General features: G+C 73.7%; 10 protein-coding genes and 1 riboswitch. Of the genes, 8 read left to right on the forward strand and 2 right to left on the reverse strand.

Features of this window, described 5'->3' with window-relative positions:
- Positions 1–26 precede the first annotated feature (26 nt).
- Complete coding sequence (locus E6R60_RS04035; RefSeq protein ID WP_136325010.1) at positions 27–2,264, forward strand: bifunctional glycosyltransferase family 2 protein/CDP-glycerol:glycerophosphate glycerophosphotransferase; 2,238 nt, start codon at positions 27–29, stop codon at positions 2,262–2,264.
- Between the two features lie 241 nt (positions 2,265–2,505).
- Here E6R60_RS04035 and E6R60_RS04040 read toward each other — a convergent pair whose 3' ends face one another.
- Entirely contained in the window at positions 2,506–3,345 is an 840-nt protein-coding gene (locus E6R60_RS04040; protein WP_136325011.1) for a hypothetical protein, read from the reverse strand.
- Between the two features lie 206 nt (positions 3,346–3,551).
- A riboswitch (cobalamin riboswitch) is annotated at positions 3,552–3,655 on the forward strand.
- 128 nt (positions 3,656–3,783) lie between these two features.
- Between E6R60_RS04040 and E6R60_RS04045 the strand changes: the two genes are divergently transcribed.
- From E6R60_RS04045 to E6R60_RS04075, 7 genes are all read left to right on the forward strand, one after another.
- Entirely contained in the window at positions 3,784–5,043 is a 1,260-nt protein-coding gene (locus tag E6R60_RS04045; protein WP_136325012.1) for a prenyltransferase/squalene oxidase repeat-containing protein, read from the forward strand.
- Positions 5,044–5,090: 47 nt separating this feature from the next.
- Positions 5,091–5,780, forward strand: coding sequence for an SCO2322 family protein (locus E6R60_RS04050; protein WP_136325534.1), 690 nt, complete (start codon positions 5,091–5,093; stop codon positions 5,778–5,780).
- Complete coding sequence (locus tag E6R60_RS04055; RefSeq protein WP_136325013.1) at positions 5,777–6,964, forward strand: energy-coupling factor transporter transmembrane protein EcfT; 1,188 nt, start codon at positions 5,777–5,779, stop codon at positions 6,962–6,964. Before E6R60_RS04050 ends, E6R60_RS04055 begins: the two co-directional genes overlap by 4 nt.
- Complete coding sequence (locus tag E6R60_RS04060) at positions 6,961–8,679, forward strand: ABC transporter ATP-binding protein (RefSeq protein WP_136325014.1); 1,719 nt, start codon at positions 6,961–6,963, stop codon at positions 8,677–8,679. Before E6R60_RS04055 ends, E6R60_RS04060 begins: the two co-directional genes overlap by 4 nt.
- Complete coding sequence (locus tag E6R60_RS04065) at positions 8,676–9,503, forward strand: ECF transporter S component (RefSeq protein ID WP_136325015.1); 828 nt, start codon at positions 8,676–8,678, stop codon at positions 9,501–9,503. The genes E6R60_RS04060 and E6R60_RS04065 overlap by 4 nt, the downstream gene beginning before the upstream one ends.
- A 303-nt stretch (positions 9,504–9,806) precedes the next feature.
- Complete coding sequence (locus tag E6R60_RS04070; protein ID WP_136325016.1) at positions 9,807–10,232, forward strand: transglycosylase SLT domain-containing protein; 426 nt, start codon at positions 9,807–9,809, stop codon at positions 10,230–10,232.
- A gap of 237 nt (positions 10,233–10,469) precedes the next feature.
- The gene (locus E6R60_RS04075) at positions 10,470–13,583 is read left to right on the forward strand and encodes an alpha-N-acetylglucosaminidase (RefSeq protein WP_136325017.1); all 3,114 of its coding nucleotides are present in this window, start codon (positions 10,470–10,472) and stop codon (positions 13,581–13,583) included.
- A gap of 45 nt (positions 13,584–13,628) precedes the next feature.
- Here E6R60_RS04075 and E6R60_RS04080 read toward each other — a convergent pair whose 3' ends face one another.
- Positions 13,629–14,798, reverse strand: coding sequence for a steroid 3-ketoacyl-CoA thiolase (locus E6R60_RS04080; protein ID WP_136325018.1), 1,170 nt, complete (start codon positions 14,796–14,798; stop codon positions 13,629–13,631).
- Positions 14,799–14,811 lie beyond the last annotated feature (13 nt).

Genomic DNA, 14,811 nt, shown 5'->3' on the forward strand with positions numbered 1-14,811 from the left:
TCTGTACGCCCTCTGGAGCTCCTCCCATGCCTCGTTTCAGTGTCGTCATCCCCGTGTACAAGGTGCAGGGATACCTCCACGAGTGCCTGGACTCCGTCCTCGGACAGTCGTTCACGGACGTCGAGGTGATCGCCGTCGACGACTGCTCACCGGATTCCTGCGGGGCGATCATCGACGAGTACGCCGCCCGCGACGCACGCGTGCAGGCCGTGCACCTGCCGGAGAACGTGGGCCTGGGCCGGGCGCGCAACGCCGGACTGGAGCGCGCGACGGGTGACTACGTCCTCTTCCTCGACAGCGACGACAGCTACACCCCCGGCCTGCTGAAGGCGATGGCCGACCGGCTCGACGCGGTCGGGGACCTGGACATCCTCGCCTTCGACCACATACGCACGTACTGGCACGGCAAGGGCGGCCCCAGCCAGTCCGCGGAGCTGTTCCAACGGGCGGGCACGGACGTCTTCCGTCTCCAGGACCGGCCCGAGTACGTCCATCTGTTCCTGGTGGCCTGGAACAAGGCGTTCCGCCGCGCGTTCTTCCTGGAGCAGGGCTTCCAGTACGCGCCCGGACTGTACGAGGACGCGCCGGTCAGCCAGATGGCGATGATCACGGCCGAGCGCATCGGCTGCCTGAACAGGGTGGGCGTCGAGTACCGCCAGCGCCGCCACGGTGCGATCACGAAGACGCCGGGCCGCAAGCACTTCGACATCTTCCCGCAGTACGAGGGCCTGTTCACCTTCCTCGACGGACGCCCCGAGCTGGCCTGGTCCCGGCCCCTGATGTTCGAGCGTGCCGTGCAGCACCTGCTGTTCACGCTCAAGCGGCCCGAGCGGGTCAGGCCCTCCGACCGCAAGGAGTTCTTCGGCCGCGCCGCGGACTTCTACGCCGCGCACCTCCCGGCCGGCTACACGCTGCCCGGCGGATCGCTCGGGGTGCACATGCGCGCCCTGGCCAAGCGGTCCTTCCACGCCTACCGGACGACCGAGTTCGCCGCCCGGGTCAAGAGGAAGGCGCCGACGAGGGTCCTCGGCGCCACGAACAGGGTCGGCAGGCACGCGGCCGCGAACCTCCACGCGCTGCACCGCCGGCGCTCCCTGGATCCGAACCTCGCCGTCTACACCTCGTACGAGGACCTGCTGCCCTCCGGCAATCCGGCCGCGGTCTACGAGAAGGCCAAGGAGCTGGCGCCGCACGTGCACGGTGTCTGGGTGGTGCGCCAGGAACTCGCCGGCCAGGTGCCCGCCGGCGTCGACTACGTGGTGCCCGGCTCCCGCCGCCACGGGGAGGTCACGGCGCGCGCCACGTACTTCGTGAGCAGCGCCGGCTTCCCGGACGGCATCGCCAAGCGCCCGGGCCAGATCCACCTGCAGACGCACCACGGCACCCCGCTCAAGCGCATGGGCATGGACCTGAAGGAGTACCCGGCCGCCACCCGGAGCATGAGCTTCGACCGCCTGCTGGCGCAGGTGAGCCGCTGGGACCTCAGCCTCTCCTCCAACCAGCACTCCACGGAGCAGTGGCAGCGGGTGTACCCGGGGAGGTTCGAGTCCCTCGACGCGGGCTACCCGCGCAACGACCGCTTCTACACCGCCGGCGCGGACGACGTCGCCGCCGTGCGCGAGCGGCTCGGCATCCCCGAGGGCAGGACCGCCCTGCTGTACGCGCCGACCTACCGCGACTACCGCAAGGACTGGACGCCCACCTTCGACCCGGCCCGCGTGGCCGAGGCCCTGGGGGACGACTTCGTCCTCCTGATCCGCACCCACCCCCTCGACGGCCGGAACACGCGGCTGAGCGACCTCGCGGGACAGGGCAACATCATCGACGTGTCCGGCCACCCGTCCGTCGAGGACCTCTGCCTGGCGGCGGACGCGCTGATCGCGGACTACTCGTCGCTCACCTTCGACTACGCCAACCTGGACCGCCCCATCGTCATCGACGCGGCCGACTGGAAGGTCTACACCCAGGTCCGCGGCGTCACGTTCGACCTCCTCTCCGGCCGGCCGGGCGACACCCCCGGGCCGGTGGCGACGACGGAGGACGAGCTCGTCGACATCTTCCGCAGCGGCCGCTGGTCCGATCCCGAGGCCACGGCGCTGCGGAGCGCCTTCCGCGAGCGCTTCTGCCCGTACGACGACGGCCACGCCGCCGAACGCGTCGTCCGCCGGCTCTTCCTCGGCCAGGACGCCGAGCCGGCGATCGTCCCGCTGCCGCAGCGCACCCCCGCGCCGAAGCCGGCGGCGAGGCGCCATGCCGGGCTGTGACGACCACGGCTTTCTCGCGTGCCCATCGGCCCGGTGATCGCGGGAACCGCCGTCCTGGGCCGTGGCCGCGACGGGGACGGGCCGCCGATGCCGGGACGGGACCGTACGCGACGGACGCCGGACGGGCGGGAGCGCGCGCCCGTGCAGGCGGTCCGGCGTCAGACGGCTCCGGCGGTCAGGCGGCTCCGGCGGTCAGGCGGCTCCAGCGGTCAGGCGGTCAGGCGGTCAGGCGGTCAGGCGGTCAGGGTGACTTCGGCCACACGTAGAGCGTGCCGCTGACCGACGCCTCGTCCGATCCGTCGTCGATGTGCTCGATGAGCGCCATGGAGACGGCGCCCCGGTCCGTGACGGAGCAGAGCGCCGCGCCTTCGACGAAACCGCGCTTGCGGCGTTCGTAACTGTCGAGAAGACCGAGCGCCCCGAAGCCGGTCGCCGAAGCCGCCTTGCACGAATCGAAGGACTTCGGCATATCGGCCTGGAGGAGCCCCACGCGGGTGTTGGGCAGGGCGCGCACCCGGTAGTTGTCGCTGTCCCAGCACCTGAGGGGCCAGTAGAGGAGCTCGGCCCCGCGGGGGTCCTTCGCCGCGCCGTTGTCCTCGCCCCTGCCCGCGGGTTCCACGCGGCTGCTGCCGTCGTCGAGATCCACGAGCTGCTGTTCGTTCTGGTTGCAGGGGGCGGGTGCGAGCCCCCACATCGCCCTGACCGCCTCCGCGTACCCGGCCGGCGCCGTGAGATCGGCGTCGGAGGAGGACGAGACGCCCGGGGACGGGGAGGCCGAGGCGTCCGGAGTCGCACGCGGCGACGCGCTTTCCGCCGACGCGTGGTCCGGGCTCTTCGGTCCGGTCGGCCCGGTCCGCGCGCTGCTGGACGCCGGGGCGGGGGCCGGAGCGGGGGCCGCGGCAGGACCGGGGTCGTTGCTGACGATCAGGGTCGCCAGGATGCCGGCCAGCGGGATGGCGATCCCGCCGACCCACCATGACCACCGGGGAGGGCCCAGGTGCGGCGGGGGCGGAGAGGGCGGCGGCGGGGTGCCGGGCGGTCGGGAAGGAGGCGGGGGGAATCCCCCTGGACCTGTGGTCATGTCCGCCCGCCCCTTCAACCCGACTGATGTGCAAGCCGGTTGCAGTTTAACGATCACCCCTCGAAAGAGCCATGCGCGTTTTCGGGGACCCCGGGCGCATCCCGGGCCGTCCGCAGGGTCCTCTGCCGTCGTGGGACGGGCCGCCCCGTCCCGAGGCCCTCCGGAACCCGCCCGGTAGAGTGAGCGCGTCGTCATCATGCCCGTTCAGGGGAAAGCCGGTGCGAATCCGGCGCTGACCCGCAGCCGTAACCGCCTCGGCGTGCGGGAGCCGCCTTCCGGCTCCCCTCGTCCGGTGGAAGCCGGAATGCCCTGCTCGTGGCGTGACCGGCTCGCGCCGTCGGGACCCCCCGTCGGCCGGCACCGTCGAGGTATACGGAGCCGGAGCCTGGTGCCTGTGTGTGCCTGTGCCCGGTTCCCCCAGGAGAGGCACCGCCCGCCATGACCGTACGCCGCAGCGCAGCTGCGCTCGCCGCCACCGCCACCGTGCTCTGTGCGGCCGCAGCTCCGGCCGCGGTTGCCGCGCCGTCCCCCTCCCCCTCGCCGTCCACGGCCCTGCCCTCGGGGCTGTACGGCACGAAGGACCCGACGTACGACGGGGTGTGGCGGCAGTCGCTGGCCTTCGTCTCGCAGCGGGCCGTGGGCGTCTCGCCCGCCGCCAAGGCCGTCGACTGGCTGATCGGCCAGCAGTGCGACAGCGGGGCGTTCCCCGCGTACCGGCCGGACCCCTCCGTGCCCTGCGACGCCAAGACCATGATCGACACCAACGCGACGGCCGCCGCCGTGCAGGCGCTGCACGAGGTCCGGGGACACGAGGATCTCGTGCACAACGGGGTCGCCTGGCTGAAGTCGGTACAGAACAAGGACGGCGGCTGGGGTTACACCGCCGGCAGCCCGAGTGACGCGAACTCGACCTCGATCGTGATCGGCGCCCTCGCCCGGGCCGGCGAGAAGCTCGGGGACGTGACGAACGACGCCGGCAAGACGCCGTACGACGCCCTGCTCACCTTCGCCATCCCGTGCGGCGGCAAGGACGGCGGCGCGTTCGCCTACCAGCCCGACAAGGCCGGCAAGCTCGTCGCGAACGGTGACGCCACCGCGGCCGCCGTCCTCGGTTCGCTCGGCAAGGGACTCGTCGTCGGCGACAACGCCGCCGTGAAGGACCCCGCCTGCACCGAGGGCAGCGCCCTCAAGCCCGAACAGGCCGCCCAGAACGGCGCCTCCTACCTCGCCGGGGCCCTCGCGAAGACCGGCCACCTCGACTCGCCGCCGATGCCCGGCGCCGAGGACAGTGCCCCGCAGCCCGACTTCGGCAACACCGCCGACGCCGTGGTCGCCCTGTCCGCGGCCGGTCACAAGGACAAGGCCGCCGCCTCCGTGAAGTGGCTGGAGGAGAACTCCGCGGCCTGGGCGAAGGAGAACGGCCCCGCTGCCTACGCCCAGCTCGTCATGGCCGCCCACTCCACCGACGCCGACGTCCACGACTTCGGCGGCGCCGACCTCGTCGCCCAGCTGAACGCGACCGGGCCCGCGCCCTCCACCGACAAGAAGCCGACCGCGAGCGCCACCGAGGAAGAGCAGAAGGACAGCGGCGACGGGGACGGGATCGGCGGTGTCTGGTGGTTCGTCGGGATCGGCCTCGCGGTCGGCGCCGGCGCCGGATTCCTGATCAGCGGCCGCCGCAAGAACCAGCAGCTGTGAGTACGCGCCAGGGCGTGGCCGCCCGGCCCGTGGCCACCCGGCAGCCCCTGAGGCGCGCCGGGCGGGCCACCGTGCTGCTGGTGGTCCTGGGCGCCGTCCTGGCCGTGCTCGGTACCGGCACGGCCCAGGCGGCGGGCTACCGCTACTGGTCGTTCTGGGAGGGCTCCGGCAGCGGGTGGGCGTATGCCACCCAGGGGCCGTCCCTGGTCCGCCCCGACGACGGTTCGGTGCAGGGCTTCCGGTTCTCCGTGAGCGCGGACTCGCAGGACGCGGCCAAGCCGCGCCGCTCCCCCGGCTTCGCGGAGATCTGCGCGCACACGCCTGCCGCCTCCGGCGCCAAGCGGATCGCGCTCGTCATCGATCCCGGTACGGCCGCAGACGCCCCGGACGGGGAGACCCCGCCCGCACCGCGGACCGCGTGCGCGCGGGTCCCGGAGGACGCGAGCAGTGCGGACGCCCTCGCCTCGGTGGCCAAGCCGCTGCGGTACGGCAGTGACGCGCTGCTCTGCGCGATCTCCGGCTACCCGGCCTCCGGCTGCGGTGAACAGGTGACGGGGGACGGGGACGCGGGCGGCGGCAGGACCGCCGACGCCTCGGCCCCCAGCTCGGCGGGCGTCACCGCCGGCGGCCACGGTCCGGACGGGGGCGGGCCGTCCGCCGGGGTCCTCGTCGGGGTCGCCGCCGTCCTCCTCCTCGGCATCGCCGCCGTCGCGCAGGCCCGCCGCCGCCGCGGATGACCGGCACGACGCCCGGCCGCACGGACGCGTCGGCGGACCTGATCCGGGCCTGGCGCGCCCCGGCCGCCTCCCGGAGCAACGCACTGCCCGCCGGGGCCTGGTGGCTGTGGGCGCTCGGGCTCGCCACCGCCGCGTCCCGGACCACCAACCCGCTGCTGCTCGGCCTGCTGGTCGGCGTGGCCGGCTACGTCGTGGCCGCGCGCCGCACGGACGCCCCATGGGCCCGGTCCTACGGGGCGTTCATCAAGATCGGGCTGTTCGTCATCGGCGTGCGGCTGGTCTTCTCCGTCTTCCTCGGCTCCCCGATCCCCGGCACGCACGTCGTCTTCACGCTTCCGGAGGCGCCGCTCCCGGAGTGGGCGCAGGGTGTCCGGATCGGGGGCCGGGTGACCGCGGAACAGCTGGTGTTCGCGCTGTACGACGGGGCGAAGCTGGCCGCGCTGCTGATCTGTGTCGGCGCGGCGAACTCCCTCGCCAATCCGGCCCGGCTGCTGAAGTCCCTGCCCGGTGCGCTGTACGAGGCCGGGGTGGCCGTCGTCGTCGCGATGACGTTCGCCCCGAACATGGTCGCCGACGTGATGCGGCTGCGCACGGCCCGGCGGCTGCGCGGCCGGCCGACCGGCGGGGTGCGGGCCGTCCTCCAGATCGGGCTTCCGGTCCTGGAGGGCGCGCTGGAGCGGTCGGTCGCGGTGGCGGCCTCGATGGACGCCCGCGGCTACGGCCGCACCGCACAGGTGCCGGCCGTCGTCCGGCACACGACGAACGTCCTCACGCTCGGCGGGCTGCTGGGCGTCTGCGCCGGCACGTACGGGCTGCTCGCCGCACAGGGTGCGGTGTACGGGGTGCCGCTGCTGATCGCCGGCCTCGTCGCGGCGATGGCCGGGCTGCGGCTCGGCGGGGCGCGGTCGGTGCGGACCCGGTACCGGCCCGACCACTGGGGCGCCCGGGCCTGGCTGGTCGCGGGGTCCGGTGCGGCGGTCGCCGTGGCGATGATCTGGGCGGGCGGTGCGGATCCGGCGGCGCTGCACCCCGGGGTCGTACCGCTGACCGCGCCCGTGCTGCCGTTGTGGCCGGCCGCCGCCGTACTGACCGGTCTGCTGCCGGCGGTGGTCGCGCCCGTGCCGCCTCCCCCCGCAGGCTCGCCCGTCCCGCCTTCCCCCACGGGCTTCGAGGAGCAGGTGTGATCCGGTTCGACGATGTTTCGGTGCAGTACGAGGGCGTGGACCGCCCCACCCTGTCGGGCGTCGACCTGACCGTCCCCGAGGGTGAGCTGGTGCTGCTCGTCGGCCCGTCCGGGGTCGGCAAGTCGACTTTGCTGGGTGCGGTCTCGGGACTCGTGCCGCACTTCACCGGCGGCCGGCTGACCGGGCGCGTCACCGTCGGCGGGCGGGACACCCGCACGCACAAGCCCCGGGAGCTCGCCGATCTGGTCGGCACCGTGGGCCAGGACCCGCTCTCCCACTTCGTGACGGACACCGTCGAGGACGAGCTGGCGTACGGCATGGAGTCCCTGGGCCTCGCCCCCGACGTGATGCGCCGGCGGGTCGAGGAGACCCTGGACCTGCTGGGTCTGGCCGGGCTGCGCGACCGGCCGATCGCCACCCTGTCCGGAGGCCAGCAGCAGCGGGTCGCGATCGGTTCGGTCCTGACCCCGCACCCCCGGGTCCTGGTGCTGGACGAGCCGACGTCCGCGCTGGACCCCGCGGCGGCCGAGGAGGTCCTCGCGGTGCTCCAGCGGCTCGTCCACGACCTGGGGACGACGGTGCTGATGGCGGAGCACCGGCTGGAGCGCGTGGTGCAGTACGCGGACCAGGTCGTCCTGCTGCCGTCGCCGGGCGCCGCCCCCGTGATGGGCGCGCCGGCCGAGGTGATGGCCGTCTCTCCGGTGCATCCGCCGGTGGTGTCGCTGGGCCGGCTGGCCGGCTGGGAGCCGCTGCCGCTGTCGGTCCGTGATGCCCGGCGCCGGGCGTCGGGGATGCGTGAGCGGCTGGCGGGCGTGGAGCCCGGGCCGGTCGGCGGTGGCGGCGGAGGCCGGACAACGCTCCCTCCCCCGTCGCCCCGCCCCGCACCGCGGCCGTCCGCCCTCGCCCGGCTGTTCGGCCGCGCCCCGCGGGAACGGCACGAAGAGCCCGTCACCGACGCCACCACCCGCGTCGAACGCCTCGCGGTGCGGCGCGGAAGGGTCGAGGCGCTGCGCCGGGTGACACTCACCGTCGCCCCCGGCGAGACGGTCGCCCTGATGGGGCGCAACGGCGCGGGCAAGTCCACCCTGCTCTCCGCCCTGGTCGGCATGGTCGAGCCCACCTCCGGCACCGTGCTCGTCGGCGGGCGCACCCCGCACCGCACCCCGCCGCCCGAGATGGTGCGCCGCGTGGGTCTCGTACCGCAGGAGCCGCGTGATCTGCTGTACGCGGACACCGTGGCCGCCGAGTGCGCGGCGGCCGACGCCGACGCGGGCGCCGCGCCGGGCAGCTGCCGGGCGCTGGTCTCCGAGCTGCTGCCCGGGGTCGCGGACGCCACGCACCCCCGTGATCTGTCCGAGGGGCAGCGGCTCGCCCTGGCGCTCGCGCTCGTGCTCACCGCCCGGCCCCCGCTGCTGCTCCTGGACGAACCGACCCGCGGGCTGGACTACGCGGCGAAGGCCCGGCTCGTGGGGGTGCTGCGCGCGCTGGCGGCCGACGGCCATGCGATCGTGCTGGCCACGCATGACGTGGAGCTGGCCGCCGAGCTGGCCTACCGGGTGGTGATCCTCGCCGACGGGGAGGTCGTCGCGGACGGGCCGACCCCGCAGGTCGTGGTGTCCTCACCCGCGTTCGCCCCGCAGATCGCCAAGGTCCTCGCCCCGCAGGAGTGGCTCACCGTGTCGCAGGTGCGCGAGGCGCTGGGAGGTGCCGGGTGACCGGGACGCGGGAGCGGCGGGCGCGTCCGGTGCGGCTCGGTCCGCGGGCCGTCGCCGCGCTGGTGCTGATCAGCGCGATCGGGGTGGCCGCCTTCGGCTGGCCGTTGCTGGCCGGGCCGGGCTCCGGGCTCGCGCACGCGCAGGACGCGCCGTGGCTGTTCGCCGCGCTGCTGCCGCTGCTGGTCGGGGTGGTGGTCGCGATGATCGCGGACGCCGGGCTCGACGCGAAGGCCGTCGCGATGCTGGGGGTGCTGGCCGCGGTCGGAGCCGCGCTGCGCCCGCTGGGGGCGGGCACGGCCGGTCTGGAGCCGATGTTCTTCCTGATGGTGCTGAGCGGCCGGGTGCTCGGGCCCGGCTTCGGCTTCGTGCTGGGCTCGGTGACGATGTTCGCCTCCGCGCTCCTGACCGGCGGGGTGGGCCCGTGGATGCCGTTCCAGATGCTGGCGATGGGCTGGTTCGCGATGGGCGCCGGGCTGCTGCCGGGCCCGGACCGGCTGCGCGGGCGCGCCGAGCTGCTGATGCTCGCCGGGTACGGGGCGGTGGCCTCGTTCGCCTACGGGACGGTCATGAACCTCTACGGGTGGACGATCGTGCCCGGGCTCGGCTCGGGCGTCTCGTTCCGGCCCGGGGACGCGCTCGCCGACAACCTGGTGCGGTTCCTCGCGTACTGCACGGCCACCTCGCTCGGCTGGGACCTGGGCCGGGCCGTGCTCACCGTCGTCCTGACGCTGACCGTCGGGGCCGCGCTGCTGAAGGCGCTGCGCCGGGCCACCCGGCGTGCGGCCTTCGAGGCCCAGGTCACATTCGGGGCTCCCGGCGAGTGAGGGCACCCACAGGACCTTGGTCCTGTACGAAGCGGGTTAGGAGGCGCGTACGGCCTCCGCGGGACCCCGTTTCATCCCCCGCGACCTGCTATGAAGCGGTTTGAGGGGGTTCGGGACCTTCGGCCTCTCGTGCGAGGCGGGGTCGTACCGGGGGTCGTTGCGGTGGTTGAACGGCGCGGCTAACACTGGAGACGTCGCCGAGCACCGCAGCGTCCACGGAACGGACCGCGGTCAACGCGCAACGGTCCACGCAGGATTCGGACCGGAGCACGCGACTCCCCCGTACCCGACGTTAGGTTCCCTGTGACGTTCGCCCGTAACATCCTCGCCCGTCGTAAGTCCGCCGTCGCCGGTGCAGCACTGCTGCTGGGCGCCTCCGGAGTGGCTCTGGGCGTCTCCCCGGCCATGGCGGCCACCTCCGCCGCGCCGACGTCCGCCGCCGCGAGCGCGCAGGACACGGCGAAGCAGATGATCGGTGACGACGCGCAGTTCCAGTGCTTCAGCAACATCGTCAGCCACGAGAGCGGCTGGAACCCGAGCGCGACCAACGCCTCCTCCGGCGCCTACGGCCTGGTCCAGGCGCTGCCCGGTTCGAAGATGGCGTCCGCCGGCTCCGACTGGCAGACCAACCCCTCCACCCAGATCAAGTGGGGCATGGACTACATGAACTCCCGCTACGGCAGCCCCTGTGGCGCCTGGTCGTTCTGGCAGGCCCACAACTGGTACTGAGTCCACCCGGACCAGGGCGAAACACGCCCTGGAACCGCCGGCCACGAAGACCCCCGACCGCACTGCGGCCGGGGGTCTTCGCCGTTCCTCCCGATGAGCGTCCGCTGGGCCATCCGGCGGCCTGTCCGAAAGATGTTGGGGGGCCGTTGTCGCGCCTGCGTCCCCCCATTAACGTGCGCCCCGCAGAATCCGGTTCACATCTGACGCACCATCCATGGCGACGACCAAGGAGTGCTCGTGACACAGCTGTCGAGACGTACGCTACTGACCACGGCCGGAGCGGTGGGCGTGACCGCCGCCCTCGGCACGCAGATCCCGGCGGTGGCCGGGCCGGCCGGCGGGGCCGGGGCGACAGCGGCCGCGCAGGCGGCGCTCGGACGGCTGCTGGGCGGGCACGCCGGCCAGTTCCGGCTGACTCTCCTCGATCCGGCGGACGGCGGCGAGCGCTTCCGGGTCGGCGGATCGCGCGGGCGCATCGAGGTGGCGGGGACCAGCCCGGCGGTGATCCTGACCGGTGTGCACTGGTACCTGAAGTACGTGTGCGACGCGGTGATCTCCTGGGGCGGCAGCCAGCTCGACCTGCCGCCCCTGCTGCCCGCGCCCGCCCGGCCGCTGGAGCGCGCGGCGACGGTCCCGCACCGGTTCACCTTCAACGACACGTACGACGGCTACACCGCCCCCTACGCGGACTGGGCGCGGTGGGAGCGGACCATCGACGTGCTGGCCCTGCACGGCTGCAACCAGGTGTTCCTGACCGTCGGTCAGGAGGCCGTGTACCACCGGATGCTCCAGGACTTCGGCTACAGCGACGCGGAGGCCAGGGCCTGGATCCCGGCGCCGACCCATCAGCCGTGGTGGCTGCTGCAGAACATGAGCGGGTACGGGGGCCCGGTCACCCCGGAACTCATCGCCCGGCGGGCCGCGCTGGGCCGGCGGGCAGCCGACCGGATGCGGGAACTCGGCATGGCCCCGGTCCTGCCCGGATACTTCGGCACGGTCCCCGGTGAATTCGCGGACCGCAACCCCGGGGCCGTGGTCGTCCCGCAGGGCCTGTGGTCCGGATTCCGGCGCCCGGACTGGCTGGACCCGCGCACCGAGACCTTCGCCCGGGCCGCCGCGTCCTTCTACCGGCACCAGCGGGTGCTGTTCGACGACGCGCCCGCGTACAAGATGGACATCCTGCACGAGGGCGGCAGCGCGGGCGGGGTGGACATTCCCGAGGCGGCGCGCGGGATCGAACGCGCGCTGCAGACCGCCCGCCCCGGCGCCACCTGGGTGATCATGGGCTGGACCGGCAATCCCCGGCGGGAGCTGCTGGACGCGCTCGACAAGACGCGGGTCCTGATCGTGGACGGCCGCTCGGAGCTGGACGAGGCGACGGACCGCGAGACGGAGTGGGGGAACACCCCGTACGCGTTCGGCGCGATCCCGAACTTCGGCGGCCGGACCACGCTGGGCGCGATGGCTCCGGCGTGGACGCGGAAGTTCCCGGCCTGGCGCGACAAGGCGGGCAGCACGCTGACCGGGACCGCCTATCTGCCGGAGTCAACGGACCGCGACCCGGCCGCCTTCGAGCTGTTCACCGAGCTGGCCTGGCGCGAGGAGACCGTCGACCGGGCCGCCTGGTTCGCGCGGTACGCGCAGTTCCGGTACGGCGGCCGGGACCGGCAGGCCACGGCGGCGTTCGCCGCGCTGCGTGACACCGCGTACGACGTGCAGAGCAGCGACGGCCGCCCGCACGACTCGCTGTTCGCGGCCCGGCCCGACCTCGCGGCGGTCAACGCCACCTACTGGGGCACCACCCAGCTCTCGTTCGACTCGGCGGGCTTCGACCTGGCCTTCGCCGGGCTGCTGGCGGTGCGCGAGCCGTTGCGCCGCTCGGAGGCGTACCGCTTCGATCTGACCGACTTCGCCCGCCAGGCGCTCGCCAACCGCTCCCGGCAGTTACTGCCGCAGCTGCGCGCGGCGTACGAGCGCAAGGACCGGGGCACGTTCGACGCGCTGTCGGCCCTCTGGCTGAAACTGATGCGGCTGAGCGAGGAGATGACCGGCGGGCACCGCGCGTTCATGCTCGGACCGTGGCTGGACGAGGCCCGCCGGTCCGCCTCCTCGCCCGCCGAGGCCGCACAGCTCGAGCACAGCGCCCGTGCGTTGGTCACCACGTGGGCGGACCGGCCGGCGGCCGACGCGGGGAGACTGGCCAACTACGCCAACCGTGACTGGCAGGGGCTGACCGGCGACTTCCATCTGCCGCAGTGGCAGAGCTATCTGGACGAGATGGCGGACGCGCTCGCCCATGACCGGGCGCCCCGGACCTTCGACTGGTATGCCGTCGAGGAGCCGTGGACGCGGGAGCGCAAGGCGTACCCGCTGCGGGAGCTGAGCGCGAGCGCCGTGCACCGTACCGCGCGCCGGGTGTACGAGACGCTGTCGACCGCCCCCTACCAGGGCACGGTCACGGTCGAGGCCGACCGCGCCGCCCTCCCGCCCGGCGGCTCGGCGGTCATCGAGGCCGGCTTCCGCAACGTCAACGGGCTGCGCGCGACCGGCCCGGTCCGCTTCCTTCTGGGCCTGCCCGGTCTGGAGAGCGAGGCGCAGGGGCCGGTCGAGCTCGCCGGTGTGGCGGCGGGCGGCAGCGCCGGGGTGAGCTGGCGGGTCACCGCCCCGCAGGCCGGACCCGGGGACCCGCTGGAGCCGCATCCCTTCGAGCTGCGGACCGAGTACGGGCCCCGCGGGGAGCGGCCGGTCACGGCGGTGGTGCGGGGGCGGATCTACGTGGCGGGGCCGCTCGACGCGGGCTGGCTGACGCACAACGCGAACGACGCGTCGTTCGGACAGGCCGGCGGGCGCTTCGCCATCGACGGGGCGGGCAGCGATCTGTGGGGGTCGACGGCCCAGTTCGGCACGGCGTACCGGGCGGCGGCCTTCGCGGACGGCGGCAGCGCCACCGTGAGCGTGGACGCGCAGGAGAACACGGGCAATTGGGCGCGGGCCGGCATCGTCGTCCGCAACGCGATGGGGACGGCCGGGTCCAGGGGGTTCCTGAATCTGGCCCTGACCCCGGCCAACGGGGTCGTGCTCTCGTACGACGCCAACGGTGACGGCACCCTGGAGAAGCGCCTCTCGCTGCCCGGCGTCACCGGGCCGGTGCTGCTGCGGCTGACACGGGCCGTGGGTGCGTACGCGGCGGCCTGCTCGACGGACGGCGGGACCACCTGGCGGACGGTGGGCACGGCGACGGCGCCGGGCGCGGCGGCCGCCCAGGACGTCGGGTTCTTCATGACGGCGGCGAACGGCGGGTCCGGCCGGCGCGGCCGGGCGGACTTCAGCGGCTGGTCGCTGACGGGCTGACCGGACGGCGGGGGCCGTGGTCGCGGCCCCCGTCCCGGCGGGCCCCTACAACCGCTGGATGATCGTGCCGGTGGCGAGCGCACCACCCGCGCACATGGTGATCAGCGCGAACTCCTTGTCGCTGCGCTCCAGTTCGTGCAGGGCCGTGGTGATCAGCCGGGCCCCGGTGGCGCCGACGGGGTGACCGAGGGCGATCGCGCCGCCGTTGACGTTGACCTTCGAGAGGTCCTGGTCGAAGACCTGCGCCCAGCTCAGGACGACGGACGCGAAGGCCTCGTTGATCTCGACGAGGTCGATGTCCCTGAGCGACATCCCGGCCTTGCCGAGCACCGCACGGGTCGCGTCGATGGGGCCGTCGAGATGGAAGTGGGGATCGGAGCCGACCAGTGCCTGGGCGACGATCCGGGCCCGCGGCTTGAGCTTGAGGGCCCGCGCCATCCGCTTGGACGCCCACATGATCGCGCAGGCGCCGTCGGATATCTGCGAGGAGTTCCCCGCGGTGTGGATGGCGGTGGGCATCACGGGCTTGAGCCCGGCGAGCCCTTCCATCGTGGTGTCGCGCAGCCCCTCGTCGTGGTCGACGAGCCGCCACATGCCCTGGCCGGCGGCCTGTTCGGCCTCGGTGGTGGGCACCTGGACCGCGTACGTCTCGCGTTTGTAGCGCTCCTCGGCCCAGGCGACGGCCGCCCTCTCCTGCGAGAGGAGACCGAGCGCGTCGGCGTTCTCACGGGTGAGACCGCGTTTGCGCGCGATGCGTTCGGCGGCCTCGAACTGGTTGGGCAGGTCGACGTTCCACTCGTCGGGCCACGGCTTGCCCGGCCCGTGCTTGGAGCCGCTGCCCAGCGGTACGCGCGACATCGCCTCGACCCCGCAGCTGATGCCGACGTCGATGACCCCGGCCGCGATCATGTTGGCGACCATGTGGGAGGCCTGCTGCGAGGAGCCGCACTGGCAGTCCACGGTCGTCGCGGCGGTCTCGTACGGAAGCCCCACGGTCAGCCAGGCGTTGCGGGCGGGGTTCATGGACTGCTCGCCGGCATGGGTGACGGTGCCGCCGACGATCTGTTCGACGCAGTCGGCGTGGATGCCGGTCCGGCCGAGGAGTTCACGGTAGGTCTCACCCAGCAGATAGGCGGGGTGCAGATTGGCGAGCGCGCCCTGGCGCTTGCCGATGGGAGTGCGTACGGCTTCGACGATGACGGGTTCCGCGGCCATGAGCTCGTCCTCT

It is taken from the genome of Streptomyces sp. A0642 (assembly GCF_004795105.1).
Taxonomy (GTDB): Bacteria; Actinomycetota; Actinomycetes; order Streptomycetales; family Streptomycetaceae; genus Streptomyces.

Coding starts and splice junctions, on each gene's coding strand:
- E6R60_RS04035 (WP_136325010.1), top strand. CDS start 27: ATGCCTCGTTTCAGTGTCGTCATCCCCGTGTACAAGGTGCAGGGATAC.
- E6R60_RS04040 (WP_136325011.1), bottom strand. CDS start 3,345: ATGACCACAGGTCCAGGGGGATTCCCCCCGCCTCCTTCCCGACCGCCC.
- E6R60_RS04045 (WP_136325012.1), top strand. CDS start 3,784: ATGACCGTACGCCGCAGCGCAGCTGCGCTCGCCGCCACCGCCACCGTG.
- E6R60_RS04055 (WP_136325013.1), top strand. CDS start 5,777: ATGACCGGCACGACGCCCGGCCGCACGGACGCGTCGGCGGACCTGATC.
- E6R60_RS04080 (WP_136325018.1), bottom strand. CDS start 14,798: ATGGCCGCGGAACCCGTCATCGTCGAAGCCGTACGCACTCCCATCGGC.